Origin of the sequence: Acinetobacter sp. P1(2025) (assembly GCF_051390655.1) — a bacterium.
GTDB classification, from domain to species: domain Bacteria; phylum Pseudomonadota; class Gammaproteobacteria; order Pseudomonadales; family Moraxellaceae; genus Acinetobacter; species Acinetobacter junii.
In genome coordinates, this window is sequence record NZ_JBPKBJ010000009.1 from 24800 (window position 1) to 49836 (window position 25037).

The window sequence follows — 25037 nt, forward strand, 5'->3', positions numbered from 1 at the left end:
TATTGCTACCTCAAGGATTATTTAGAATACAATTCTACAATCAAGCTTTCGTTGATTTCAGCAGGTAAATCAGAACGATCTGGAGCAGCTTTGAACGTACCTTCTAACTTAGAATGGTCAACTTCCATCCAAGCAGGAATACCACGTTGAGCAGCTAATTCAATCGCGTTTTTAATACGCAATTGTTGTTTAGCGCCTTCATGCACTGCAATTACATCGCCCGCTTTAACTTGAATAGACGCAATGTTTACACGACGACCATTTAAAGTAATAGAACGGTGACTTACTAACTGACGAGCTTCTGCACGTGTAGAACCAAAACCCATGCGATAAACTACGTTATCAAGACGGCTTTCAAGCAATTTCAACAAGTTTTCACCTGTTGCGCCTTTAACACGAGCTGCTTCTTTATAGTAATTACTAAATTGACGCTCTAACACACCGTACATACGACGTACTTTTTGTTTTTCACGTAATTGTAGTGAGTACTCAGATTGCTTTCCACCGCGTGCCTGACCATGTTGACCAGGTGCTTTGTTAGCTTTTTTTGTTTTGACGTCAAATGGTTTAACGCCAGATTTAAGTTGCAGGTCTGTCCCTTCGCGGCGAGAGAGTTTGCATTTTGGACCAATATAACGAGCCATGAATGTTTCTCCTTACACGCGACGTTTTTTAGGTGGACGGCAACCGTTGTGAGGAATTGGAGTCACATCGGTAATGCTGTTAATCTTATAACCCACTGCGCCTAATGCACGAACCGCAGACTCACGACCTGGACCAGGACCTTTTACAAGGACGTCTAGGTTTTTCAAACCGTAATCTAAAGCTGCTTTACCAGCAACTTCAGCAGCTACCTGAGCAGCGAACGGAGTTGATTTACGTGAACCACGGAAGCCTTGTCCACCTGAGGTAGCCCAAGCCAATGCATTACCTTGACGATCGGTAATCGTTACAATGGTGTTATTAAAAGACGCGTGAATGTGTGCAACACCTTCAGAGACGGTACGAGTGACCTTCTTGCGTGTGCGAGTATCTTTAGCCATCTTTTAGCTTCCAGAAATCTTACTTTTTAATCGGTTTGCGCGGACCTTTACGGGTACGTGCGTTAGTTTTGGTGCGTTGTCCGCGAACAGGCAAGCTGCGACGATGACGAAGACCGCGGTAGCAGCCTAAATCCATTAAACGTTTAATGTTCATGGAAATTTCGCGACGTAAATCACCTTCGGTCGGAACCTTAGCAACTTCTGCACGAATCGCATCAAGCTGAGCATCATCTAATTCACGAATTTTTGTAGTCTCAGTGATACCTACAGCAGCTAAGATATTCTTAGCAGTGTGGCGGCCGATACCAAAAATATACGTGAGAGAGATAACAGCATGCTTGTTATCCGGAATGTTTACACCGGCAATACGAGCCATTCAATTTTCTCCAAAAAGGCAGTCAAGATAATCAACCGCCCCACAAAAATCTTGAGGGGCGGATAATAACCTAATTAGCCTACTGAAATCAACAGGTCTTAATTAAATTAACCTTGACGCTGCTTATGACGAGGTTCTGCGCTACAAATCACGCGAATAACCCCATTACGACGGATAACTTTACAGCTACCACAGATTTTCTTTACAGAAGCTTGTACTTTCATGATGAAACCTCTAAGTGCGCTTATCCCTGAGGATGAGCAGTCGTTTTTCTCATTAACGTTTGATTATCATATTGATGCGAAGTTAGATGCGCTTGAAGTTGCGCCATAAAATCCATCACTACAACAACTACAATAAGCAATGATGTTCCACCCAAATGGAATGGAATACCAAATGAACTTTGTAAAACCATTGGCATTAAGCACACAACGGTGATGTAGATTGCACCAATAAACGTCAAACGGTTAAGGATATGATCTAAATAACGAGCCGTTTGCTCACCTGGGCGGATACCAGGCACATACGCTCCGCTACGTTTCAAATTCTCTGAAACTTCTTTCGGGCTAAAAACAAGCGCGGTATAGAAATAACAGAAGAAAATAATTAACGCACCAAAGAGCATTAAATATAACGGCTGTCCAGGCGATAACACCAATGCCAAGTCTTGCAGACTACGCTTAATAATCCCTGCATTAGGATCAGCACTACCTAGCCATTGCCCCAAACTCGCTGGAAATAATAACAATGAGCTTGCGAAAATTGCTGGGATTACACCTGCCATATTAATTTTCAATGGCAAATGTGTTTGCTGTGCAGTAAATACACGACGCCCTTGCTGTTTTTGAGCATAGTTCACTGGAATACGACGTTGTGCTTTTTCAATAAACACAATCGCAGCTAAAACTGCTAAAGATAATAATCCAAATACAGCTAAACCAATTAAACTACCTTGACCATTTTGCACTGTTGTAAATGACTGAATTACCAAGTTTGGTAAGCCTGCCACAATACCTGCGAAAATGATCATTGAGATACCATTACCGACACCACGTTCAGTAATTTGCTCCCCCAACCACATCAAGAACATTGTTCCAGCAACCAATGAAGTTACCGCTGGAACATAAAATGCCAATCCCGAAGTCAAAGTAATACCCTGACTAATGAGACCAGCACACATCCCCACCCCTTGCACGAGCGCAAGGAATAAAGTTCCATAACGTGTATATTGATTAATCTTGCGTTTGCCTTGCTCGCCTTCTTTTTTCAAAGCTTCTAACGAAGGGATCACTGTCGACATTAACTGCACGATAATCGAAGCAGAAATATACGGCATGATCCCTAACGCTAGAATCGACATGCGTTCTAATGCACCGCCAGAAAACATGTTAAATAAACCTAAGAAGGTACCTTCATTAGCTTTAAAAAAACGTGCCAGCGCTACATTATCAATACCCGGCAACGGAATATGCGCTCCTAGTCGAAAGACCAATAACGCGCCAATTAAAAACATTAATCGACGGATAATTTCACGATATTTCACATGAAACGGCTGGCCTTTCATCATGTTAACATGACCAGTAGAACTAGGAGTCATAGACACTCGAGATTACTCCTCGACTTTACCGCCAGCAGCTTCAACAGCAGCTTTAGCGCCTTTAGTCAACGCAACACCTTGTACAGTGAACGCGCGAGTGATTTCACCAGAAAGCACGATGCGAGCACGAATTTGGTCACGACGAACAACATTCGCAGCTTTTAAAGTTTCAAGGCTAACGATATCGCCTTCCACTTTATTCAACTCAGACAAACGCACTTCAGCAGTTTTCAAAGCGATTTGGCTAGTGAAACCGAATTTAGGTAAACGACGATATAATGCAGTTTGACCGCCTTCAAAGCCTGGACGAGTACCACCACTTTTACGTGAGTTTTGACCCTTGATACCACGACCACCAGTTTTACCAACGCCAGAACCGATACCACGGCCTAAACGACGGTGTTCACGCTTTGCACCTTCAGCAGGTGAAAGTTCATTTAAACGCAGAGTCATGGCTTATTCCTCTACACTAACCATATAGTAAACTTTGTTGATCATACCACGGTTAGAAGGCGTATCTTGCACTTCTACAGTATGACCAATACGACGCAGACCTAGACCTTGTAGGCAAAGTTTATGATTTTTTAAACGATGCGAAGAAGATTTAGTCTGGGTAACTTTAATCGTTTTCATGATTGATTACCCTTGAATTTGTTCTACTGAAAGACCACGTTTCGCAGCGACTTTCTCAGGAGAAGTCATATCACGCAAACCTTTGAAAGTTGCGTTTACTACGTTAGCAGCATTAGTAGAGCCATAACATTTAGCAAGTACGTTATGTACACCTGCAGCTTCTAAAACGGCACGCATAGCACCACCAGCAATTACGCCAGTACCTTCAGAAGCAGGTTGCATGTATACACGGCTTGCACCATGACGAGCATTCACAGGGTGTTGTAAAGTAGTACCAGCAAGGTCTACAGTAATCATGTTGCGACGAGCAGCTTCAAGTGCTTTAGAAATAGCAGCTGGAACTTCACGTGCTTTACCACGACCAAAACCTACACGACCATTACCATCGCCCACAACAGTTAATGCTGTGAAAGAGAAGATACGACCACCTTTAACAACCTTGGCTACACGATCAACGGCAACCAGCTTTTCAACGAGACCTTCGTTTTGTTCAACTTTCGCCATGATTAGAACTCCAAGCCGCCTTCACGAGCAGCATCAGCCAAGGCTTTGATACGACCATGATATTTAAAACCAGAACGGTCAAATGCAACTTTAGTAACACCAGCTGCTTTAGCACGTTCTGCGATCAAAGCACCTACTTTAGTAGCCGCTTCAACGTTACCAGTAGTACCACTACGTAAAGATGCATCTAAAGTTGAAGCTTGCGCTAAAACTTTGCCACCATCTGCTGAAATAACCTGAGCATAGATGTGACGCGGAGTGCGGTTTACACACAAACGAGTCGCACCCAATGCACGGATGTGCAAGCGTGTGCTTTTCGCACGACGCAAACGGGTTTGTTTCTTTTCGTTCATAAGAACCTCGCGCCTTATTTCTTCTTAGCTTCTTTACGAAGAATAACTTCATCCGAATAACGAACACCTTTACCTTTATATGGTTCAGGAGAACGGTATGCACGGATTTCCGCTGCCACTTGACCTAACAACTGCTTGTTTGCTGATTTCAAAATGATTTCAGTTGCAGTTGGAGTTTCCGCTGTTACACCTTCAGGTAAAGCGTAGTCAATCGGGTGTGAATAACCTAATGCTAGGTTAACAACAGTACCTTTAACAGCAGCTTTGTAACCTACACCAACAAGTTGTAGTTTACGTTCGAAGCCTTCACTAACACCTTTTACAAGGTTGTTCAATACAGCGCGAGCAGTACCAGCTTGCATCCAAGCATCTTTCGATTCTTTTACTGGAGCAAGTTGAAGTTTACCTTCTTCCTGTTTTAGCTCGACCAGCGCATGCAGGTTGAAAGACAATGTACCTTTGCTGCCTTTCACTTCGACCTGCCGGCCGTTCTGAGTAACTGTTACACCATTAGGTACAGTTACTGGGGCTTTAGCCACACGAGACATGAGGAATCACCTATTAAGAAACAAAAGCAATAACTTCACCACCAACACCCGCAGCACGTGCAGCGCGATCAGTCATGATGCCTTTGCTTGTAGAAACAATTGCAATACCCAAACCTTGCTTAACGCTAGGAAGTTTATCTTTACCACGGTATTGACGTAGACCTGGACGGCTTACGCGCTTAACCGTTTCGATAACTGGTTTGCCTTCGAAATATTTTAGCGTAATAGTCAAAGTAGATTTTGCATCTTCTTGAGCAACTTCTACATTTGAAATATAACCTTCTTGTTGAAGTACGTTTGCAATTGCAACTTTCAACTTAGAAGAAGGCATAGAAACAACTTGTTTCTTCGCCATTTGTGCGTTACGAACACGTGTTAACATGTCGGCAACGGTATCTTGCATACTCATTTAGTCGCTCCTTACCAGCTTGCCTTAACAACGCCTGGTACATCACCCTGCATTACTGTGTCACGTAATTTGTTACGGCTTAAACCGAACTTACGGAAGTAACCATGAGGACGACCAGTTAAACCACAGCGGTTACGAAGACGTACTGGAGATGCATTACGTGGCAATGCTTGTAACTTTAACATCGCTTCGAAACGTTCTTCGTCACTTGCGTTTACATTTGCAATCGTTGCTTTTAATTCAGCACGTTTTGCAGCGTATTTAGCAACTGTCTTTTCGCGTTTCAATTCGCGATTAATCATACCTTTCTTAGCCATATCGACCTCTTATTTGAACGGGAAGCCGAATGCACGCATAAGCGCACGGCCTTCGTCATCGCTACGAGCAGTTGTCGTAATTGTGATATCTAAACCACGAATACGATCAATCTTGTCAAAATCGATTTCAGGGAAAACGATTTGCTCTTTTAAACCCATAGAGTAGTTACCACGACCATCAAATGATTTTGAAGAAAAACCACGGAAGTCACGGATACGAGGAATCGCGATAGAGATCAAACGGTCCAAGAATTCGTACATTTGGTCGCCACGTAAAGTAACTTTACAACCAATTGGCCAACCATCACGGATTTTGAAACCAGCGATTGATTTACGAGCAAGTGTCACAACTGGTTTTTGACCAGCAATGAGTTGCATATCAGCAACAGCACCATCTAATAATTTCTTATCAGTTGCAGCTGCGCCTACACCCATGTTAAGAGTGATTTTTGTGATGCGTGGAATTTCCATCACATTCTTAATGCCAAGTTCTTCTTTTAACTTTGCTTTAAGTTCGTCATTGTAACGTGCTTTAAGTCTGGCCATTGCCTTTTCAACCTATTACTTCGCTGCCGCCACTGATTCACCATTTGATTTATAAACACGAGTTTTCGTGCCATCAATCACTTGGTAACCAACACGGTCAGCCTTTTGGGTTGTAGCATTAAAAATTGCCACGTTAGAGATATGAAGCGTCGCCTCTTGAGTAACGATACCGCCTTCAGCGCCTGTTACACGGTTTGGCTTTTGATGCTTCTTCACCAAGTTAAGACCTTCGACCTTAACTCGATCTTCAGAAACAGACAAAACAACACCTTGTTTGCCTTTTTCTTTACCTGCGATCACAATTACTTGATCGCCTTTTTTAATCTTAGCCATGATTGCCTCTTATAGAACTTCAGGAGCCAATGAAATGATTTTCATGAACTGTTCAGTACGAAGTTCACGAGTCACTGGTCCGAAGATACGAGTAGCAATCGGAGCTTTGTTGTTATTCAAAATAACAGCTGCGTTATCGTCGAAACGAATAACTGAACCATCTGGACGACGGATGCCGAATTTTGTACGAACAACTACAGCATTCATCACGTCACCTTTTTTAACACGTGCGCGTGGGATTGCTTCTTTTACAGTAACTTTAATAATGTCGCCAACAGAAGCATAACGACGATGTGAACCACCTAGTACTTTAATACATTGTACGCGGCGTGCACCACTGTTGTCTGCTACGTCGAGCATACTTTCGGTTTGAATCATTGCCCTACTCCAAAACCGAGCATCACCGGTCACAATTTCGAAAGGCTCAAAGAGTACTCGAAATTGTCCGATGATGCAACAAGAACGTCTAATTACTCAGCAGCAGCTTCAACTACTTCCACTAAAGTCCAAGCTTTAGTTTTAGAAATTGGGCGGCTTTCTTTGATGGTTACCAAGTCGCCTAATTTAGCAACATTGTTCTCATCATGAGCGTGTAATTTAGTTGAACGGCGGATTGATTTGCCATACAACGGGTGTTGAACGCGGCGTTCAATAAGCACAACAATAGATTTGTCCATTTTGTCGCTTACGACTTTGCCGGTTAACGTGCGGACTGTTTTTTCACTCATTGTCCGTTCCCCTGTTTTTCGGTAAGGAGTGTCTTGATACGAGCAATTGTCTTACGAGCAATTTGCACTTCGTGCGATTTGCCCAACTGACCAGTTGCTTTCGCCATACGAAGACGGAATTGGTTAAGCTGTTGCTCATCAAGCATCGCTTTCAACTCTTCTACCGATTTTTCACGTAGATCTTTAGTTTTCATTACATTACCGTCCGAGTCACGATAGTGGTTTTAAACGGAAGTTTAGCAGCAGCTAAAGCAAAAGCTTCACGCGCTAATTCATCGTTCACACCTTCAATTTCGTACAGGATCTTACCTGGCTGAATCTGGCAAACCCAGTATTCCACGCTACCCTTACCTTTACCCATACGAACTTCTAATGGTTTTTCGGTAATTGGTTTATCCGGGAATACACGGATGAAGATTTTACCACCACGCTTAATACGACGGCTAATGGTACGACGGCAAGCTTCGATTTGACGCGCAGTCATACGACCACGTTCAGTCGCTTTAATCGCAATCGAACCAAATGATACTGTACTACCACGATGCGCTAGACCAGTGTTACGGCCTTTGTGCACTTTACGGAATTTGGTACGTTTAGGTTGCAACATGGATTATTCTCCCTTGTCAGCAGCACGGTCACCGCGACGACCACGACGCTCTTGACCTTCACCACGACCACGACCACGTTTAGCTGGACGCTCTTCAGCAGGAGCAGGGTTCATGACTTGTTTCATGCCACCTAAGATCTCGCCACGGAAAATCCAAACTTTAACACCGATCGTACCGTAAGTTGTTTCAGCACGCATAGTTGCATAGTCGATATCAGCACGAAGAGTATGCAAAGGAACACGACCTTCACGATACCATTCAGTACGAGCAATCTCTGCACCACCTAAACGGCCAGAAACTTCAACTTTGATACCTTTCGCACCAGCACGCATAGTGTTTTGAACCGCACGCTTCATAGCACGACGGAACATTACACGCTTTTCTAATTGAGAAGCGATTGCTTCAGCAACTAAACGAGCATCTAAGTCTGGGCGATCAATTTCGTTGATGCTAACTTGCGCTGGAACACCCATAATGTTGGTGAGTTCGCGCTGTAATTTCTCAATATCTTCGCCTTTTTTACCGATAACGATACCAGGACGAGCAGTGCTAATAGTTACTTTAGCAGCGCCTGTAGGACGTTCGATAAGAATATTGCTCACCATCGCATTCTTAAGTTTTTTAGTTAAAAACTCACGAACTTGAAGATCTTTAAGCAAGTATTCAGCGTATTGTTTCGGACTCGCATACCAGTTAGCGTTATGGCGTTTCACAACACCTAGGCGGATACCGATTGGATGAACCTTCTGACCCATATCAAACCCCTACCTTAACGGTGATGTGACAAGTACGCTTTGTAATACGATCCGCACGGCCTTTAGCACGTGGCAAAATACGTTTAAGGCTCATACCTTCATCAACGTAAATCGTAGTTACTTTAAGATCGTCAACATCTAAGCTGTTGTTGTGTTCAGCATTTGCAATTGCAGATTCAAGTGCTTTTTTAACAAGCACAGCTGCTTTTTTGTTGCTGAAGTTCAAAATATCTAGCGCGCGCGCAACCGATTTACCACGGATCAAATCAGCAACTAAACGTGCTTTTTGTGCCGAGATAGCGGCACCGCGTAATTTTGCAGTTACTTCCATCATAGCACCTATTAACGTTTAGACTTCTTATCAACACCGTGACCACGATAGGTACGAGTTGGTGCGAATTCACCAAGCTTATGACCAACCATATGCTCAGTAACAATTACTGGAACATGGTTACGACCATTGTGAACAGAAATTGTTAAACCAACAAAATCTGGAAGGATCATTGAACGACGTGACCAAGTCTTGATCGGCTTACGGTTGTTAGCTGCAATTGCTGCTTCAACTTTAGCGAACAAGTGTGCGTCGACGAATGGACCTTTTTTTAATGAACGAGGCATTATTCAGATTCCTTTACTTGACGCGACGGTCGCGAATAATCATCTTAGTCGTACGCTTATTGGTACGTGTCTTGTACCCTTTAGCTTTTTGACCCCATGGGCTTACAGGTTGAATACCTTTGCTACGCCCTTCACCACCACCGTGTGGATGGTCAACCGGGTTCATCGCCATACCACGAACAGTAGGACGAACACCGCGCCAGCGTGAAGCACCAGCTTTACCCAATGAACGAAGGTTGCTTTCTTGGTTAGAAACTTCACCAATTACAGCACGACATTCAACGTGGATTTTACGCATTTCACCAGAACGTAAACGAACGATTGCGTAAGAACCATCACGACCTAACAACTGAACTGAAGTACCAGCAGAACGTGCTAATTGAGCACCTTTACCGATTTTAAGTTCAACGTTGTGAAGTGTAGAACCAATAGGCATATTACGAAGCGGTAAGCAGTTACCTGGACGAATTGGAGCATCGTTACCAGATTGTACTTTATCGCCAGCACGCAAACCTTTAGGTGCGATGATGTAACGACGCTCACCGTCAGCATACAAAACTAATGCAATGTGTGCAGTACGGTTAGGATCGTATTCAATACGCTCTACAGTCGCTGGAATACCATCTTTGTTACGTTTAAAGTCAACGAGACGATAGTGTTGTTTGTGTCCACCACCAACGTGACGAGTCGTAATGTGACCGTTGTTGTTACGACCACCAGTACGTTTTTTAGCTTCAACCAACGGTGCATAAGGTGCGCCTTTGTGAAGATGGTCATGAACCACTTTCTCTACAAAGCGACGTCCTGGAGACGTTGGCTTACATTTTTGAATCGGCATAATTTTCGTCCTTACTCCGCTGCGTTTTCAGCGGTATCGCCCAAGTCAGCCATTTCTACATCTTGGCCAGCTTTCAGGGTGACGTATGCTTTTTTAACATCAGAACGACGTCCTAATGTACGACCAAAGCGTTTTGTTTTACCTTTAGTGATCGTTGTATTTACTTTCACAACTTCAACACCAAAGAGCTGCTCAACTGCTTTCTTGATTTCAAGCTTGTTTGCATTTAATGCAACTTTAAATACTTGAACACCAGCAGTATCACCTAAAACTTGTGCTTTTTCTGAGAATACTGGTCCTTGTAGGACTTGATATAAACGTTCGTTGTTCATCCGAGTTCTACCTCAATTTTCTTAGCAGCAGCTACAGACATGACAACTTTATCGAATGCGATCAAGCTAACAGGATCAATTGCAGTTGCGTCCACCACATCTACATGTGGGAGGTTGCGAGCTGCAAGATACAAGTTCTCATCTACAGCATCTGTAACGATCAATGCACGAGTTGCATTTAAGTCGTTAAGTTTTGCAAGCAATTCTTTAGTTTTTGGAGCCGCAACAGCAAACTCTTCAACTAATACAAGACGATCTTGGCGAACAAGTTCAGCTAAGATACATTGCATTGCACCGCGGTACATTTTGCGGTTAACTTTTTGAGACCAATCTTGTGGGCGAGCAGCAAAAGTTTTACCACCACCTACCCAGATTGGGCTACGAATAGAACCAGCACGAGCGCGACCAGTACCTTTTTGACGGAATGGCTTTTTACCACCGCCAGAAACATCTGCACGTGATTTGTGAGCACGAGTACCTTGACGACCACCAGCTAAGTAAGCTGTAACAACTTGGTGTACAAGAGCTTCGTTAAATTCACGTCCGAAAGCAACTTCAGACAATTCAACAGCAGAGCCGGAAACAGTTTTTAAATTCACAGTATTTCCCCTCAGGCCTTGATGGTAGGACGCACGATAACGTCGCCGCCAGTTGAACCAGGAATAGCACCCTTAACAACTAAAACTGAACGTTCAGCGTCAATAGATACAATTTCAAGACCTTGAACTGTTACGCGTTCATCACCTAAGTGACCAGCCATTTTCTTGCCTTTGAACACGCGACCAGGTGTTTGGTTTTGACCTGTAGAACCTAATACACGGTGAGATACAGAGTTACCATGTGTAGCATCTTGCGTACGGAAGTTCCAACGCTTAACACCACCTTGGAAGCCTTTACCTTTAGACTGACCAGTTACGTCAACAATTTGACCAACTGTGAACAAGTCAACACCGATAGAACCACCAACTTCACGACCTTCAAGCTCAGCTTCAGTAACACGGAACTCTTTAACTAAACGACCAGCAGCAACACCAGCTTTCGCAAAGTGACCTTTCTGAGCGCTAGTTACGCGCGATTCGCGACGTTCACCAGTAGTTACTTGAATTGCTTGATAACCATCAGTTTCAAGTGTTTTGATTTGCGTAATGCGGTTTGGATCGACTTCGATAACTGTAACAGGTACAGATACACCAGCATCTGTAAAGATGCGAGTCATACCACATTTGCGACCGACTAAACCAATAGCCATGTGCATAAACCTCTAAAAAAGCGGCTTAATTAACTTAGAGTTAATTAACCGAAAGCCTTAACCCAAAGCGATCTGAACATCAACACCAGCAGCAAGATCCAACTTCATCAATGCATCAACAGTTTTATCTGTAGGTTGAACGATGTCGATCAAACGCTTATAAGTGCGGATTTCATACTGATCACGAGCGTCTTTGTTGACGTGTGGTGAAGTAAGAACGTTGAAGCGCTCGATGCGAGTAGGCATCGGAATTGGACCACACACTTGTGCGCCAGTACGCTTAGCGGTTTCTACGATCTCTTGAGCAGATTGATCAATCAGACGATGATCAAAAGACTTCAAACGGATACGAATTCTCTGGTTAGACATACCAGTAAACTCCAAGCCAAATATATAAAGAATCACCCATGACGCACCTCACCTTTTGGCAAGTGTCAAGGGCAGTGAAAATCACTATGGTCGTGATCGATGCCACGACTGTAATGCGTTAACTACTTTCTTCGTAGAAAACGCCCTCCATTTGAGGGTCGCCCATTATAGCGATTGTTTAAGTCTTATGCAATTCTTCTTTTATTTTTTACCGTTAAAAAATCAATTTAAGCGCTTACAACATATTCAATTGCTTGATTAAGCAAATCGTTGCCTTGTTGAAATTTATTTTGGTTTGTTTTTTTGAGCTCAGCGATTGATTGAACAAATTCCCCATTAAACACAGCCATGTCTTCTTCATTTTCGATCAACAATTGCAATGCATGTGGCGTCATTTCGGGATGAAACTGAAAACCTAAAACATTACGACCGATTTGATAAAGTTGATTTCTACATACCTCATTTTCTGCTAAACGAATACCACCTCTAGGTATTTCAAAGGTCTCACTATGCCATTGCATAATGTTAATTTTCTCTGGAATTTGAAAACAATTTTCAGGTATGTGTGAAGCTCGACCAACATCCATCCACCCCAACTCTTGATATTGATTACGGCTAACCGCAGCACCAAGTGCATTTGCAATTAGCTGCCCACCGAGACATAAGCCTATAGCAGGCTTTCCCGCTGCCAAATAACGACGTAACCATCTTTTTTCCAATTTTAACCATGGGTAATTTGCCTCATCATTCACACTCATCGTCCCACCCATGATAATTAACAAATCCACCTCATCTACATGTGGCAATGCTTCCAATTCCAATGGCAGGTCGACGGGCAAAGCAAAAAACTCTGTTGCCGTGATTTTTGCTTTATGTGCTTTCAAGAAATTGTAACAACTACCAAAACCTTCACCTGCGATGTGCTGAAAATAATGCACTCTTAAATGCGACTTCATGCGCTAAAACCTATTATCGTTAGAATGATATTAAGTCTTAGCAAAAATAAAGCCAGTTTCATTCAATCTATTTGATCTGTAACGATTGTGTACAAAACACCTGAACAACTAGCAGAATTGTTGTTTTTCTCTTAACCTAAATCCATCTATTGATTTGATTTAGCACCATGACTAAGCAACAAAATGCACAAACCAACCTTATTCACGCACCAAGAAAAGCCCCTCAATATATAGAAACTATTCAACCTCCCCTATATCGTGCATCTACCATTATTTTTAAAAGCACATCGCACCTTTTTGATCGTCATTGGACAGATCCCTATGACTATAGCTACGGCACACATGGCACGCCAACAACATTTACGCTAGGCGATAACATCGCGCAAATTGAAGGCGGTTTGTTTAGCTTACTTGCACCGAGTGGTTTATCTGCGATCAATTTAGTCAACAGTACTCTTTTAAATTCAGGCGATGAGGTATGGGTTGCAGATAATATTTATGGTCCAAATTTAGAGCACCTCAACAACCTTCAAACACGTTATGGCATTCAAGTTAAAGTTTATAACCCAATTGATATTGATAGTTTCACACCTTCAGAAAAAGCGAAGTTAATTTGGCTGGAAGCTGCTGGTTCTGTAAGTTTAGAATTTCCTGATTTAAAAAAACTAGTCAAAAAAGCCAAGCAATTTAATCTCCTCACCGCCCTGGATAACACTTGGGGGGCTGGTCTCGCATTTAATGCATTTGATTTTTCTGATGAACACCTATCGGTTGATGTAACAGTACACGCTCTTACCAAATATCCAAGTGGTGGTGGAGACATCCTCATGGGCTCTGTTGTAACACGCGATCAAAATTTACATCATAAACTTTATCGCATGCATGCAATCCAAGGCATATCTGTTTCAGGTGATGATACTGCGCAAATTCAACGTAGTTTGGCGCATATGTCGCTGCGTTATGAACAGCAATCTCAAAGCACACTAAGATTATTAGATTGGCTAAAACAACAGCCTCAATTTATTCAAGTTTTACACCCAAGTCTTTCTGATTCAGCTGGACATCAATTTTGGAAAGAGGTTTGCACCACAGGCAAGAGTGCTGGCTTGGCAAGTGTAATCTTTGATTCAAGATATGATATGCATGCAGTTCGTAGATTTTGCGATAACTTAAAACTATTCAAACTTGGTTTTAGTTGGGGTGGCCCTGTAAGTTTGGTGATGCTCTATGATTTAAAACAGATGCGTGCATTGGAAAATACACATTTACAACAAGGTTTATTGGTTCGTTTCTGTATAGGACTAGAAGATCCTGCGGATTTAATTCAAGATATTCAAAACGCATTAAAACAACTGGAATGACTCTTATAATAGGTGAAGAATGAGTACACCCATCGTAATTGCAAAAAAAACCACAGATACAACACAAGATATTGTTCTACATTCTCAATTTGCTAACCGCCATGGTCTGATTGCTGGTGCAACCGGTACAGGAAAAACAGTAACTCTAAAAGTACTTGCTGAGAGTTTTTCTCGTATCGGCGTCCCTGTTTTTCTAGCAGATGCGAAAGGTGATGTTTCAAGCATAGCCAAAGCAGGTTCAAGCAGCCCCAAATTTGATGAACGCATTAAAAGTCTGCATCTGGATTCCGTTCCATTTGCAGCTTCACCTGTTATTTTCTGGGATCTATTTGGCCAACAAGGACATCCAATTCGAACCACAATTTCTGAAATAGGCCCTTTATTATTAGCGCAGATGCTAAATTTAAACGATACACAAGAAGGTGTATTGTCCGCAGTATTTAGAATCGCAGATGATCAAGGCCTTCTCCTCATCGACTTTAAAGATCTAAAGGCGATGCTAACTTATGTCAGTGAAAATGCTGCTGAACTGAAAAATGAGTATGGCAATCTCTCTCCTGCCAGTATTGGTGCGATACAACGCAATCTGCTTGCGTTAGCAGATCAAGGTGGAGATCAGTTTTTTGGTGAACCAAGTTTGAATATTCTAGATTTTATTCAAACAGATACTCAAGGTCATGGCTATATCAACCTTCTCGCTGCAGATAAGTTGATGAATACCCCCAAACTTTATGCAACATTCTTGCTTTGGATGCTCTCAGAATTATTTGAGCAACTACCCGAAGTTGGCGATATGGATAAGCCTAAACTTGTCTTCTTCTTTGATGAAGCACATTTATTGTTTTCCAATGCTAGCCCAGCTTTGCAAGAGAAAATTGAACAAGTGGTTCGTTTAATTCGCTCGAAGGGTGTAGGAATCTACTTTATCACTCAAAACCCACTTGATTTACCAGAAAGTGTTCTAGGTCAACTCGGGAATCGAGTACAACATGCTTTACGTGCTTTTACACCTAAAGATCAAAAAGCAGTCAAAACCGCAGCCGACACTTTCCGAGCCAATCCTGATTTTAAGGTTGATCAAGCGATTACTGAACTTGCCGTGGGTGAGGCTTTGATTAGTTGTTTGGATGAACAAGGCACCCCTCAGATTGTTGAGCGTGGTTGGGTGATGCCCCCTTACTCCTCTTTTAGCCCAATCACTCCTGAAGAACGACAGGTCATGATGGGGCAAAGTATTGTTGCTGGGGTTTATGATCAAGCAGTAGATCGTGACAGCGCTTACGAACTTCTACAGAAAAAAGTATTACAACAATCTCAGCAAAAGCAAGCTGACGAACTTGCTAAGCAGCAAGTAAAAGAACAAGAAACCCTCGCAAAGCAACAAGCAAAAGAACAAGAGCGATTTGCTAAAGAGCAACAAAAAGCGGCAGAAAAAGCACAACGTGATCGTGAAAAGCTCACACAAGATATTGTCGGTACATTTGCAAAAAGTGCCGCCCGAAGCTTAGGTGGTAGCACTGGACAAAAAATAGTGCGTGGATTACTCGGCTCATTATTCGGAAAATAAAAAACTTTCAAAAATAAGGGATAATTAATTATCCCTTATTTTTTTTATGGTTTTTATCATAAGATGTATTGCAAATACATTTTATAAGATGTATTTTAAATATATCTTATAAAATGATAGCCCAGAGAGATCACTCATGACTCCACAGCAAATTGAACTCGTAAAAGCAACTGTTCCTGTCTTACGTGAAAATGGTGTCGCATTAACAGGTTATTTCTATAATCGTATGTTAGGAAATAATCCTGCGCTCAAAGAAACCTTTAACATGGGTCATCAACGCAGTGGTGCTCAAGCTCAAGCACTCGCAGGAGCTGTTTTAGCGTACGCAGAAAATATTGAAAATCCATCTGTGCTTTTGCCTGTGGTGGAACTGATCGCTCATAAACATGTCAGCCTCAATATCCAAGCGCCTGATTACAGTATTGTGGGTGAAAATTTATTACATTCGATCAGTGAAGTACTGAATATCTCAATGGAAGATCCCTTGATTGCGGCATGGGCTGCCGCTTATGGACAACTAGCAGATTTGTTTATCAGCACTGAAAAAGCGATCTACGACCAACATCAACAAACTAAAGGCAGTTGGTTAGGGTGGCGTAATTTTAAAATCGCTAAAAAAGTGATTGAAAGTGACGAAATTACGTCGTTTTATTTAGCACCTGTCGATGGCGGTGATTTACCAAACTACGAAGCTGGCCAATATATTTCAGTACGTGTTTTTGTCCCAGAACTCAATTTGAGACAACCTCGTCAATACACTTTATCAACAAGCCCACAAGCAGATTATTTGCGTATTTCAGTAAAACGTGAAGATGCGAAAGGTGAGCTTGCTGAAGGCTGGGTATCAAATACATTACATAGTTTAGCGGAAGGTTCTGAAATCGAAGTTTCTGCTCCTACAGGTAACTTTTATCTGATAGATAGTAAGAAACGTAATGTATTTATCAGTGGTGGTGTAGGTTTAACCCCAATGATTGCTATGCTGAATCAATTGGTTACTTTAGATATGCCACAACCTGTAACGTTTATACATGCATGTCGTAGCAGTCAAGTTCATGCTATGAAACAACATATTCATGATCTTAAAGCTAAATTCCCTCGTCTAAGCACATTTACGACATATGAATTTCCGCATGATGGGGATGTATTAGGCGTGGATTATGAAGCAGCCGGTCGTTTAGATTTAGCGTCTATGGATGCAGCACTATTGCCAACAACTGCTGATTATTATTTATGTGGTCCGATGCCATTTATGGCTGAACAACACAAAGCACTTGTTGCACGAGGCATTCCTGCTGAAAATATTCATAGCGAAGCATTTGGCACAGGTGGTGTAAAACTTAGCTAATTAATGCTGCGTTTTGTATAAGGCTAGCCTATGATAGACTAGCCTTTTCTATTTATCGCAATAGATTGAGTGAAACAATGCAACTCAATAAATTTACAGATTATGCACTCAGAATCCTGATGTATGTCGCCCGTCCGAGCGAGATACCTTACACTATTGCTGATATTGCAAAAGATTTGCATGTTTCACAAAACCACCTCGTTAAAATTGTACATTTCATGGGTAAACAACAATGGATTGTTACTACACGAGGCAAAGGCGGTGGAATTCGATTAAATCCGTCAGCACGGACACTTCGACTTGGTGAAATTGTCCGTGTTTTACAAGGTCATCAGCAAATTGTGGAATGCAATACACCCCCTTGCGTCTTGCGCTCTCAATGTGGTCTGAAAGGCATTCTCGATCAAGCACTTGAAAGCTTTTATCAAAGCTTAGATCAATATACTTTGGGTGAAGTGGTTCAACACGGCATACTCCCATCTTCCACTCGATCAGATATTACATTCTTAGAACTGGTCCAAAAAGCTTAGATTTAGGATGAAGATTCGCACGAATCCAATACATCCTTTATAATGCTTATTGCTATTCAAATTCAAAAGTAAGCTTCTATGCACCGTAGTGAAAAATCGAAAGACACCAAAGCTAGACTCGCACCTAAAGAAAAAATCAGTTATGAGAAAAAGACTGATCCTGCATTAACCGCTTATGCAGTACAGTCTTTGAATTGGTTACGCCAAGCTGAATTTTTAATGAGTGCACCAAAACTTGCTTTGTGCGTTGAAGATACAGGCTATGAGATTGCATTTGCGGGTCGTTCAAATGCGGGAAAATCGAGTGCAATTAATGCCTTAACCAATAAAAAGCAATTGGCACGTGCTTCAAAAAGACCAGGTCGTACCCAAATGATCAACTTTTTTAGCTTGGGTAATCCTGATCAACGTTTGGTAGACTTACCTGGTTATGGCTATGCCGCTGTACCAGAAGCAATGAAAATTGTTTGGCAAAAAGAACTAGAAAATTATTTGATCCATCGCAAAAGCTTACAAGGCTTAGTTTTATTGATGGATATCCGCCATCCTTTACAACACTTTGATTTAATGATGTTGGAATGGGCGCATTCTCGTCATTTGTTTGTTCATATTCTTCTCACTAAAGCGGATAAACTGAATCGTGGTCCAGCAAATAAAACTTTGCTCGACGTTAAACAACAATTGAAAAAAATGAAGCTTGACTTCTCAATACAACTATTCTCTTCTCTTAACCGTATTGGTCTAGAGGAGTTAGCGAGTGTTATGGGTGGTCGTTTAAATTACACACTTGATCAAACGGTGGAATTTGACCTCGATCAAATCCCAGAAGCATCAGAAACTGACGATAAAGAATAAATTATGCATTTCATGCAACTTGATGCATAAAATAATTTTTAATTGTCCTGAATTGCTAAACACAAACACTAGGTAGTTTTCATATACTGCTTAGTGTTGGTTCATTGCACTATCGATTAGGACTAAAGATGAAATTACTATCATTTGTGAAGAACAAAGTTCTTGGTTCTTCGATTGACTATAAAATTCTCCCTCGAAAAGTAAAATTTGATTGGGAAAAAACCCCTGTAGATTGGATTCCAAATCAACCTTTTGCTAGCTATTTTATTAACGAAATTAATAACATTTTGCCTGCTGGTGAGTTCTGGTTTTGTCGTTTGTACAACAAAGTACTTCCTGAAATCACTGATGAAAAATTAAAAGAAGATGTACAAGCTTTTATTCGTCAAGAAGCAATGCATGCTGTTGCTCATACCTCTGCGAATAAAGAATATCTCAGCCAACGCAATATCGATATTCAACGCAACTTAGACATCATGGATTTCTTATTTACCAAAGCTTTAGCTGATAAGCCTTTTGGTAAAGAAGTTCCTAAAATATTAGATCATCAATGGGATTTATTCCGTCTAGGTGTGATTGCAACCGTTGAGCATATGACGTGTGTTCTTGGTAAATACGCACTCTACAACAAACGTTGGGAAGAGCTTGGCGCTGACCCTGAGATGATCGATTTAATTAAATGGCATGGTTCTGAAGAAATCGAGCACCGTACCGTTGCATTTGATCTTTATCGTCATTTAGGTGGTAGCTATATTGCACGTTACTACCTCAGCGTTGCGGTAATCGTTCTGGTACTTGGTTTGTGGGTAGATGGTGCTGCTCACATCATGAGCCAAGACCCTCGTTTTGCAGATAAAAAACCAAGTATATTCAAACCTTGGATATGGTTGGAATGGTATAAGATTGGCCGTAAAGACAATCAAATTCTTCCAAATCCAATCTGGTTAGTATCACAACAAATTGATTATTTGATGCCTTGGTATGATCCTGTGAAAGAAGGAAGTACCCAAGATGCTGTGAATTATTTAAATAATTCACCTGCTGCTAAGCGTGCACTACAACATGCTGCATAAGTGAAGAGAAAGAAAAAGCAGGAGTTTTCTCCTGCTTTTTTTATGTCCGTACAACTCGATTAACTTGGCTCTATTTCCGTTTGCTTTGCATAACGATCGACAACCACACTGATCATCATATCTCCCTGTACATTAACTACAGTTCGAACGGTATCCAGCAAACGATCTATCGGCAGTAAAATTGCAATCGCTTCCGCAGGTAAACCGACTGATTGCAACATCATTATCATCGTTACCATGCCTGCACTTGGAATCCCCGGCGCACCTAATGATGCAATCATTGCGGTGAGACAGACAATAAACTGTTGGGTTAGGGTTAAATCCAAACCCATCAAATTGGCAATAAAAAGTGCAGCTGCAGCCTCATAAAGTGCTGTACCGTCCATATTTAACTGCGTACCCAAAGGAATTACAAAGCCTGCCGTTTGCGGCCTTACCCCTAAATTCTCTTGTGCGCAACGCATACTCAGTGGCATGGTCGCAGAACTAGAGCTTGTTGCAAATGCCGTCACCAATGCAGCTCGCGCACCTCTGAAGAACGTCAGAGGATTCATTTTTCCAAAAATCCAAAGCAGTGTAGGTAAAACCACTAAGCCATGAAAAATCGTTGTCCCAGTCACCACGAATGCAAACTCAGCAAGACGACTTAATACAGATAAATCCTCAGTCGCAATCAACTTCGCCAATAATGCAAAAATCCCAAGTGGCGCGAGTTTCATTACCCAACTGACAAGCATCATCATCATTTCAAAGAATTGTTGGCTGAGTTGACGAACTGTATTAAAACGCTCACCACCTTTAACGAGAGCAACGCCTAAGAAAAGTGCAAAAACCACAACAGCGAGTACATTCCCTTCACTAAATGCTTTAAAAGGATTGATTAAGGTATTTTGAATAAAATTGGTAAGAAAACTAGAAGGTGTAAGCGTATCAGGCGTTTGATGATTTTGCATTGCTGACTGAAAAAGTGTGATATCAACGCCCTTACCAACATCAAAAAGATGTGCACAGCCAATTCCTAAGATCAGTGCAAGCGTTGTAGTGGTCACACAACTCAAGGCGGTAATCTTCCAAACTCGACCGAACTCACCTCCAGCTTGTAAATTTGAAACCCCTACAACGATAGAACTAAATATCAAAGGGATCAGCAACATCTTTAACAAACCAATAAAAATGCTACTTAAAATACCTAAAACATATAACGTTGTTTGAGCAAAATCAGCCTGAGGATAGCTAGTCAATAAAAGTCCTAACCCTACTCCCGCGATAGCTGCAATTAAAATTTGGGTATTTAAATTCATTGTGAGTATTAAAAATGAATGCAGTACAGCTACTATGGCACGCTCAAATCTAAGAATCGAGCAATTTTTTGTCACAAGCTTATGACAAAAAAGCCATCATAATGATGGCTTTAATACGATTTCATGCAGAATAATTTCACATTATTGCGTTTCTATTTCTCTGAGCCGAATCAAACCTTCTTGTACTGTACTACAGACTAATTGTCCGTTTTGCCACATTTTTCCAAAGTTCAAGCCACGAGAACTTGCACTAATCGTTGCCTCCATGTCATACAACATCCAATCATCTGCACGCAGAGGTCGATGGAAATAAATCGTATGATCAATACTGGCACATTGTAGATTTGGGGAAATCCAAGACAGACCATGAGGACGCAATGCTGTTGTCATCAAGGTAAAGTCAGAATAAAACGCAACAATCGCTTGATGAAGTGAAATTTCATCAATGTTCGATGGGATTCGATCATGAGTACGAATATAGTGTGCGTAAAAAGGAGCTTCCGGCTGAGGTTGAAACGGATTCATAGGCTGAATCGGTTTAATTTCAACATGACGTTCACGCATAAAACTGGCGCGAACATTTTCAGGCACGAAATTCAACATACTTTCTTTCAGTTCTTTTTCTGATTTCAGTGCTTCTGGAGCTGGATACTCAGGCTCTTTATGTTGATAGTTCAAACCTTCTTCAGGATTGGCAAAAGATACCATCGCAGAAAAAATTGTACGCCCATGTTGAATTGCTCGCACTTGACGACTTGCAAAACTTTTTCCATCACGCAATGGATCAACTTCATAAATAATGGGTGCATTTACATCCCCACCATATAAAAAGTAAGCATGCAACGAATGTGCAGGACGATCAGTAGTATACGAAGCAGCTCTTAATGCTTGACCAAGAACCTGTCCACCGAATACTCGTTTACCAACCAAATTGCGGCTGTTACCCCGAAAGATATGATCTTCTATTCTTTCTAAGGTCAAAAGTTCAACGAGTTCTTGAGTCAAAGCATTCATGTAATAACCTTCCAACATCAATCAGGAGAGATCAACGAATTGTTATATTAGTTGATGATTTTGATTGTGCCACAAATTCCAATAAAGATGCTCAGGATAAAATGATTTGTCCGTCACATTAATCCTTATTTATAACCGCTAAAAATACGATTTTTAACGATAAAATCTACCAAATACGCTATATTTTGTCAGAAAATAGCATATCGTTTTATGTAAGAATATCGCAGAATGTCGTGTTCATCATGGCTATATGTCAGGATTATTATTTAGGAGTCTGTAATGTCCAAGACTGGATTTGGTCAAATGTATCGTCAACTTTCGAGTAAGTTACTTGACCTTGTGGTTACCCCACATGTTCTTGGTGAAGTTCCTACAGAATCCACCAAAACAGAGCAGAATACAACCGATTCAAATAAAATTGTATGCTATGTTTTACAAAACTATTCACGCAGTAATGCGCTTGTTGTCGATGGTGAAACTCGTCGGCTTCATCTGAAACCTGCACTAGACCCATTGAGTTTTGGGTCATATCAGGAAAAGAACTCAGTATTATTCCTTCATCATAACGAAAATAATTACTTTAATACTCAAACTTTTCCTAGCAAACTTTTACATCTCATTGAAGCCCTCGAAAAACATCCTGAAACTGAAATAGAACTCGTGCCTGTTACGGTATTATGGGGACGTGCGCCTGATAAAGAAGATTCTTGGTTCAAATTACTATTTTCAGATACTTGGGCAACACCAGGTACTGTTAAACAACTTATGAATATCGGCTTACATGGTCGCCAGTCTTATTTGGAATTCCATGAGCCTCAATCATTGAGAGAATTGGTAGATTATGCCAAGACCAACCACCCAAATCTCTCTCCTGCGACTTATATCGCTAGCTCATTAGATACTTATTTAGATCAGCAACGTGAAGTTGTTTTGGGCCCTGACTTGTCGGATCGTCGTAACGTCATGCAGTCAGTGGTCAAATCTCGTGATGTTCAAGATGCAATCCGTCGTGAAAGTATTCAACACAAAATCAGTATGCTCGAAGCTGAACGACGTGCTATCGGATACGTTAATGAAATCGTATCAGACTACTCAGCTTCAGCCGTTCGTTTTGCTGATATGGCATTAACGCGTTTGTGGACACAACTTTATGACGGTGTCGAAGTTCATAACTTCAGTACAGTTCGTGAACTCGCTAAAGATTATGAAATCATTTACACACCGTGTCACCGCAGTCATATCGACTACTTATTATTGTCATACGTGATTTATAAACGTGGCTTGATGATTCCGTATATTGCTGCTGGCGACAACCTCAACCTTCCATTTGTAGGTCAATTACTTCGTGGCGGTGGCGCATTCTTTATTCGTCGTTCTTTCCGCGGTAATGCACTATATACATCTGTATTTAAAGAATATCTTTACAGCATTTTGTCTCGCAACACCCCCATTGAATACTTTATTGAAGGTGGACGCTCACGCACGGGTCGCTTATTGCCACCTAAAACAGGTATGTTAGCCATGACGATTCATGGTCATTTACGTGGACGTGCCAAACCAATTGTATTCGTGCCGACCTATATCGGTTACGAACGCTTGATGGAAGGTTCAACTTACGTTGGCGAGATGCAAGGTAAGCCTAAAGAAGCAGAATCTATTTTTGGCATCGTAAAAACCTTACGTAAAATCGAACGTATTTTTGGTAAGGTACATGTGAATTTTGGTGAGCCTGTTTTCTTAGATGATATTTTGAAGCAGCATCAAGCAGACAATATCCAAATCGAGAAAAATGATGCACCTATTCCAGCTGAAATTTCGAAAGTTGTTTCTAGCTCAGCAAATCTAATCTTAGAAAATATTAACCGTGCAGTTGTCATTAACCCTGTTTCATTATTATCTCTGATCTTATTGGCAACGCCGAAACATACGCTTGATGAAGAAATTTGTGCTAAGCAGCTTGATATTTATCGTGATTTAGCGACTCAACATCCTTACGATGAACGCACTCAAGTGACTTCATTATCAGGCAAAGAAATTATTGCCTATGGCTTGAAATTAAAACTGATCAAACGTGTTCACCATGTACTTGGTGATATTATCGCGATCGAAGACAATCAAGCGGTATTGTTGACTTACTTCCGTAACAACATTTTGCATGCCTTTGTTTTACCTTCACTTGTTGCATCTTTAGTGGAACACAATGGAAAGATCAATAAATTAGATTTAAGTAATGTAATTCGTACTTTGTATCCATTCTTAAAAGCTGAATTGTTTATGAAGTGGCAAGCTTCTGAGTTACAACAACACATCGACAGCTATGTAAATGCTTTGGTTCAAATTGGGTTAATTTTCCAAGACCATGACGGTAATTTATTTAGCCCTACTCCAAACAGTGAAGAGCACCAAAAATTACTGACCTTGGCAATGCCTGTAAAACAAAGTCTTGAACGTTATTATATGACGTTGGCACTGATCACACAGCGAGGCTCAGGCAACATCTCAACCAAACAAGTTGAGGAGTTAAGCCACTTATTAGGTCAGCGCTTATCGGTGTTATATGAATTCAATTCACCAGAATTCTTTGATAAGGCACTATTCCAAAGCTTTATTAAAGTTCTGACTCAGCAAAACTATATTCGCAACAACGAGCTAGGCTTCATCGAATATGATGATAACTTTAGTGAAATGGCTGCAGGTGCTCAATTGGTTCTAGATGAAACCACTTTACAGATGCTGCAACATATTACTACGTTTAGTGATGAAGAATTAGCTACCGCTTTGGAAGCAATGGCTTCTCAACAAGCGAAACGTCGTCTAAAGCGTAAGAAAGCATAATCTCAACGTTCATCTCGAAACAAAAAAGCCAAATCTTAGAT

35 protein-coding genes and 1 pseudogene are annotated in these 25037 nt (G+C 41.3%); 7 read left to right on the top strand and 29 right to left on the bottom strand.

What is annotated here, in order from left to right:
- Positions 1–17: 17 nt before the first annotated feature.
- The 27 genes and pseudogenes from rpsD to ACSC97_RS04010 form a co-directional block, all read right to left on the bottom strand.
- Entirely contained in the window at positions 18–644 is a 627-nt protein-coding gene (rpsD, locus tag ACSC97_RS03880; RefSeq protein WP_004909337.1) for a 30S ribosomal protein S4, read from the bottom strand.
- 12 nt (positions 645–656) lie between these two features.
- Positions 657–1043: a 30S ribosomal protein S11 gene (gene rpsK / locus ACSC97_RS03885; RefSeq protein WP_001040166.1), complete on the bottom strand. Its 387-nt coding sequence runs from the start codon at positions 1041–1043 to the stop codon at positions 657–659.
- Positions 1044–1062: 19 nt separating this feature from the next.
- Positions 1063–1419 (bottom strand): 30S ribosomal protein S13, encoded by a 357-nt coding sequence (gene rpsM, locus ACSC97_RS03890; protein WP_000090815.1) that lies wholly within the window; start codon positions 1417–1419, stop codon positions 1063–1065.
- 107 nt (positions 1420–1526) lie between these two features.
- Positions 1527–1643: a 50S ribosomal protein L36 gene (gene rpmJ / locus ACSC97_RS03895; protein WP_000867907.1), complete on the bottom strand. Its 117-nt coding sequence runs from the start codon at positions 1641–1643 to the stop codon at positions 1527–1529.
- Between the two features lie 20 nt (positions 1644–1663).
- Entirely contained in the window at positions 1664–2983 is a 1320-nt protein-coding gene (gene secY / locus ACSC97_RS03900; protein ID WP_171053828.1) for a preprotein translocase subunit SecY, read from the bottom strand.
- A 45-nt stretch (positions 2984–3028) separates the two neighbouring features.
- The gene (gene rplO / locus ACSC97_RS03905) at positions 3029–3469 is read right to left on the bottom strand and encodes a 50S ribosomal protein L15 (RefSeq protein WP_004909340.1); all 441 of its coding nucleotides are present in this window, start codon (positions 3467–3469) and stop codon (positions 3029–3031) included.
- A 3-nt stretch (positions 3470–3472) separates the two neighbouring features.
- Positions 3473–3649 (bottom strand): 50S ribosomal protein L30, encoded by a 177-nt coding sequence (gene rpmD / locus ACSC97_RS03910; protein WP_000849088.1) that lies wholly within the window; start codon positions 3647–3649, stop codon positions 3473–3475.
- A gap of 6 nt (positions 3650–3655) precedes the next feature.
- Positions 3656–4153 (bottom strand): 30S ribosomal protein S5, encoded by a 498-nt coding sequence (gene rpsE, locus ACSC97_RS03915; protein ID WP_004657688.1) that lies wholly within the window; start codon positions 4151–4153, stop codon positions 3656–3658.
- A 2-nt stretch (positions 4154–4155) separates the two neighbouring features.
- Positions 4156–4506 carry a 50S ribosomal protein L18 gene (gene rplR / locus ACSC97_RS03920; protein WP_004641044.1) on the bottom strand — a complete coding sequence of 117 codons (351 nt, stop codon included), beginning with the start codon at positions 4504–4506 and terminating at the stop codon, positions 4156–4158.
- A gap of 14 nt (positions 4507–4520) precedes the next feature.
- The gene (rplF, locus tag ACSC97_RS03925; RefSeq protein WP_004909344.1) at positions 4521–5054 is read right to left on the bottom strand and encodes a 50S ribosomal protein L6; all 534 of its coding nucleotides are present in this window, start codon (positions 5052–5054) and stop codon (positions 4521–4523) included.
- A 13-nt stretch (positions 5055–5067) separates the two neighbouring features.
- Positions 5068–5463: a 30S ribosomal protein S8 gene (gene rpsH, locus ACSC97_RS03930; RefSeq protein WP_004909347.1), complete on the bottom strand. Its 396-nt coding sequence runs from the start codon at positions 5461–5463 to the stop codon at positions 5068–5070.
- A gap of 11 nt (positions 5464–5474) precedes the next feature.
- The gene (rpsN, locus tag ACSC97_RS03935; protein WP_001074624.1) at positions 5475–5780 is read right to left on the bottom strand and encodes a 30S ribosomal protein S14; all 306 of its coding nucleotides are present in this window, start codon (positions 5778–5780) and stop codon (positions 5475–5477) included.
- A 9-nt stretch (positions 5781–5789) separates the two neighbouring features.
- On the bottom strand, positions 5790–6326 hold the full coding sequence (gene rplE, locus ACSC97_RS03940) for a 50S ribosomal protein L5 (protein ID WP_004909351.1): 537 nt from the start codon (positions 6324–6326) through the stop codon (positions 5790–5792).
- 15 nt (positions 6327–6341) lie between these two features.
- The gene (gene rplX, locus ACSC97_RS03945; protein WP_004909354.1) at positions 6342–6659 is read right to left on the bottom strand and encodes a 50S ribosomal protein L24; all 318 of its coding nucleotides are present in this window, start codon (positions 6657–6659) and stop codon (positions 6342–6344) included.
- A 9-nt stretch (positions 6660–6668) separates the two neighbouring features.
- Positions 6669–7037 carry a 50S ribosomal protein L14 gene (gene rplN, locus ACSC97_RS03950; protein WP_004657680.1) on the bottom strand — a complete coding sequence of 123 codons (369 nt, stop codon included), beginning with the start codon at positions 7035–7037 and terminating at the stop codon, positions 6669–6671.
- A 92-nt stretch (positions 7038–7129) separates the two neighbouring features.
- The gene (gene rpsQ, locus ACSC97_RS03955) at positions 7130–7387 is read right to left on the bottom strand and encodes a 30S ribosomal protein S17 (protein WP_004657679.1); all 258 of its coding nucleotides are present in this window, start codon (positions 7385–7387) and stop codon (positions 7130–7132) included.
- The gene (gene rpmC / locus ACSC97_RS03960; protein ID WP_004909358.1) at positions 7384–7581 is read right to left on the bottom strand and encodes a 50S ribosomal protein L29; all 198 of its coding nucleotides are present in this window, start codon (positions 7579–7581) and stop codon (positions 7384–7386) included. The genes rpsQ and rpmC overlap by 4 nt, the downstream gene beginning before the upstream one ends.
- Complete coding sequence (gene rplP, locus ACSC97_RS03965; RefSeq protein WP_004641059.1) at positions 7581–7994, bottom strand: 50S ribosomal protein L16; 414 nt, start codon at positions 7992–7994, stop codon at positions 7581–7583. Before rplP ends, rpmC begins: the two co-directional genes overlap by 1 nt.
- A pseudogene (gene rpsC, locus ACSC97_RS03970) lies at positions 7934–8750 on the bottom strand (30S ribosomal protein S3). Before rpsC ends, rplP begins: the two are co-directional and overlap by 61 nt.
- Before the next feature lies 1 nt (position 8751).
- Entirely contained in the window at positions 8752–9081 is a 330-nt protein-coding gene (gene rplV / locus ACSC97_RS03975) for a 50S ribosomal protein L22 (RefSeq protein WP_004683272.1), read from the bottom strand.
- 11 nt (positions 9082–9092) lie between these two features.
- Positions 9093–9368, bottom strand: a complete 276-nt coding sequence (gene rpsS, locus ACSC97_RS03980; protein ID WP_004641066.1) for a 30S ribosomal protein S19 — start codon at positions 9366–9368, stop codon at positions 9093–9095.
- Positions 9369–9381: 13 nt separating this feature from the next.
- Positions 9382–10206 carry a 50S ribosomal protein L2 gene (gene rplB, locus ACSC97_RS03985; RefSeq protein ID WP_004909365.1) on the bottom strand — a complete coding sequence of 275 codons (825 nt, stop codon included), beginning with the start codon at positions 10204–10206 and terminating at the stop codon, positions 9382–9384.
- Between the two features lie 11 nt (positions 10207–10217).
- On the bottom strand, positions 10218–10538 hold the full coding sequence (gene rplW / locus ACSC97_RS03990; protein WP_004877633.1) for a 50S ribosomal protein L23: 321 nt from the start codon (positions 10536–10538) through the stop codon (positions 10218–10220).
- A complete protein-coding gene (rplD, locus tag ACSC97_RS03995; RefSeq protein WP_004909368.1) occupies positions 10535–11137 on the bottom strand; it encodes a 50S ribosomal protein L4 in 603 nt (200 codons plus the stop codon). The genes rplW and rplD overlap by 4 nt, the downstream gene beginning before the upstream one ends.
- An 11-nt stretch (positions 11138–11148) precedes the next feature.
- Positions 11149–11787: a 50S ribosomal protein L3 gene (gene rplC / locus ACSC97_RS04000; RefSeq protein ID WP_004909372.1), complete on the bottom strand. Its 639-nt coding sequence runs from the start codon at positions 11785–11787 to the stop codon at positions 11149–11151.
- 57 nt (positions 11788–11844) lie between these two features.
- A complete protein-coding gene (gene rpsJ / locus ACSC97_RS04005; protein ID WP_000070912.1) occupies positions 11845–12156 on the bottom strand; it encodes a 30S ribosomal protein S10 in 312 nt (103 codons plus the stop codon).
- Positions 12157–12383: 227 nt separating this feature from the next.
- Positions 12384–13112 (bottom strand): type 1 glutamine amidotransferase, encoded by a 729-nt coding sequence (locus ACSC97_RS04010; RefSeq protein ID WP_129261594.1) that lies wholly within the window; start codon positions 13110–13112, stop codon positions 12384–12386.
- Positions 13113–13279: 167 nt separating this feature from the next.
- On the opposite strand from ACSC97_RS04010, the gene ACSC97_RS04015 reads away from it, so the two are divergent.
- The 6 genes from ACSC97_RS04015 (at position 13280) to ACSC97_RS04040 (ending at position 19846) form a co-directional block, all read left to right on the top strand.
- Positions 13280–14473, top strand: coding sequence for a PLP-dependent transferase (locus ACSC97_RS04015; protein WP_125299065.1), 1194 nt, complete (start codon positions 13280–13282; stop codon positions 14471–14473).
- 19 nt (positions 14474–14492) lie between these two features.
- Positions 14493–16040: a helicase HerA-like domain-containing protein gene (locus ACSC97_RS04020; protein WP_436659420.1), complete on the top strand. Its 1548-nt coding sequence runs from the start codon at positions 14493–14495 to the stop codon at positions 16038–16040.
- Between the two features lie 136 nt (positions 16041–16176).
- Positions 16177–17388: an NO-inducible flavohemoprotein gene (hmpA, locus tag ACSC97_RS04025; protein ID WP_212639032.1), complete on the top strand. Its 1212-nt coding sequence runs from the start codon at positions 16177–16179 to the stop codon at positions 17386–17388.
- 77 nt (positions 17389–17465) lie between these two features.
- Positions 17466–17918: an RrF2 family transcriptional regulator gene (locus tag ACSC97_RS04030; protein ID WP_004951769.1), complete on the top strand. Its 453-nt coding sequence runs from the start codon at positions 17466–17468 to the stop codon at positions 17916–17918.
- A 78-nt stretch (positions 17919–17996) separates the two neighbouring features.
- Positions 17997–18773 (top strand): ribosome biogenesis GTP-binding protein YihA/YsxC, encoded by a 777-nt coding sequence (gene yihA, locus ACSC97_RS04035; protein WP_004951767.1) that lies wholly within the window; start codon positions 17997–17999, stop codon positions 18771–18773.
- A 128-nt stretch (positions 18774–18901) separates the two neighbouring features.
- A complete protein-coding gene (locus ACSC97_RS04040; protein WP_004951763.1) occupies positions 18902–19846 on the top strand; it encodes a metal-dependent hydrolase in 945 nt (314 codons plus the stop codon).
- 59 nt (positions 19847–19905) lie between these two features.
- On the opposite strand, the gene ACSC97_RS04045 is transcribed toward ACSC97_RS04040, so the two are convergent.
- Together ACSC97_RS04045 and ACSC97_RS04050 are read right to left on the bottom strand one after the other, a co-directional pair.
- Entirely contained in the window at positions 19906–21147 is a 1242-nt protein-coding gene (locus ACSC97_RS04045) for a dicarboxylate/amino acid:cation symporter (protein WP_436659424.1), read from the bottom strand.
- Positions 21148–21288: 141 nt separating this feature from the next.
- On the bottom strand, positions 21289–22161 hold the full coding sequence (locus ACSC97_RS04050; RefSeq protein WP_004909395.1) for an acyl-CoA thioesterase: 873 nt from the start codon (positions 22159–22161) through the stop codon (positions 21289–21291).
- 279 nt (positions 22162–22440) lie between these two features.
- Between ACSC97_RS04050 and plsB the strand changes: the two genes are divergently transcribed.
- A complete protein-coding gene (gene plsB, locus ACSC97_RS04055) occupies positions 22441–24996 on the top strand; it encodes a glycerol-3-phosphate 1-O-acyltransferase PlsB (RefSeq protein ID WP_436659426.1) in 2556 nt (851 codons plus the stop codon).
- The last annotated feature ends 41 nt before the right edge of the window (positions 24997–25037 follow it).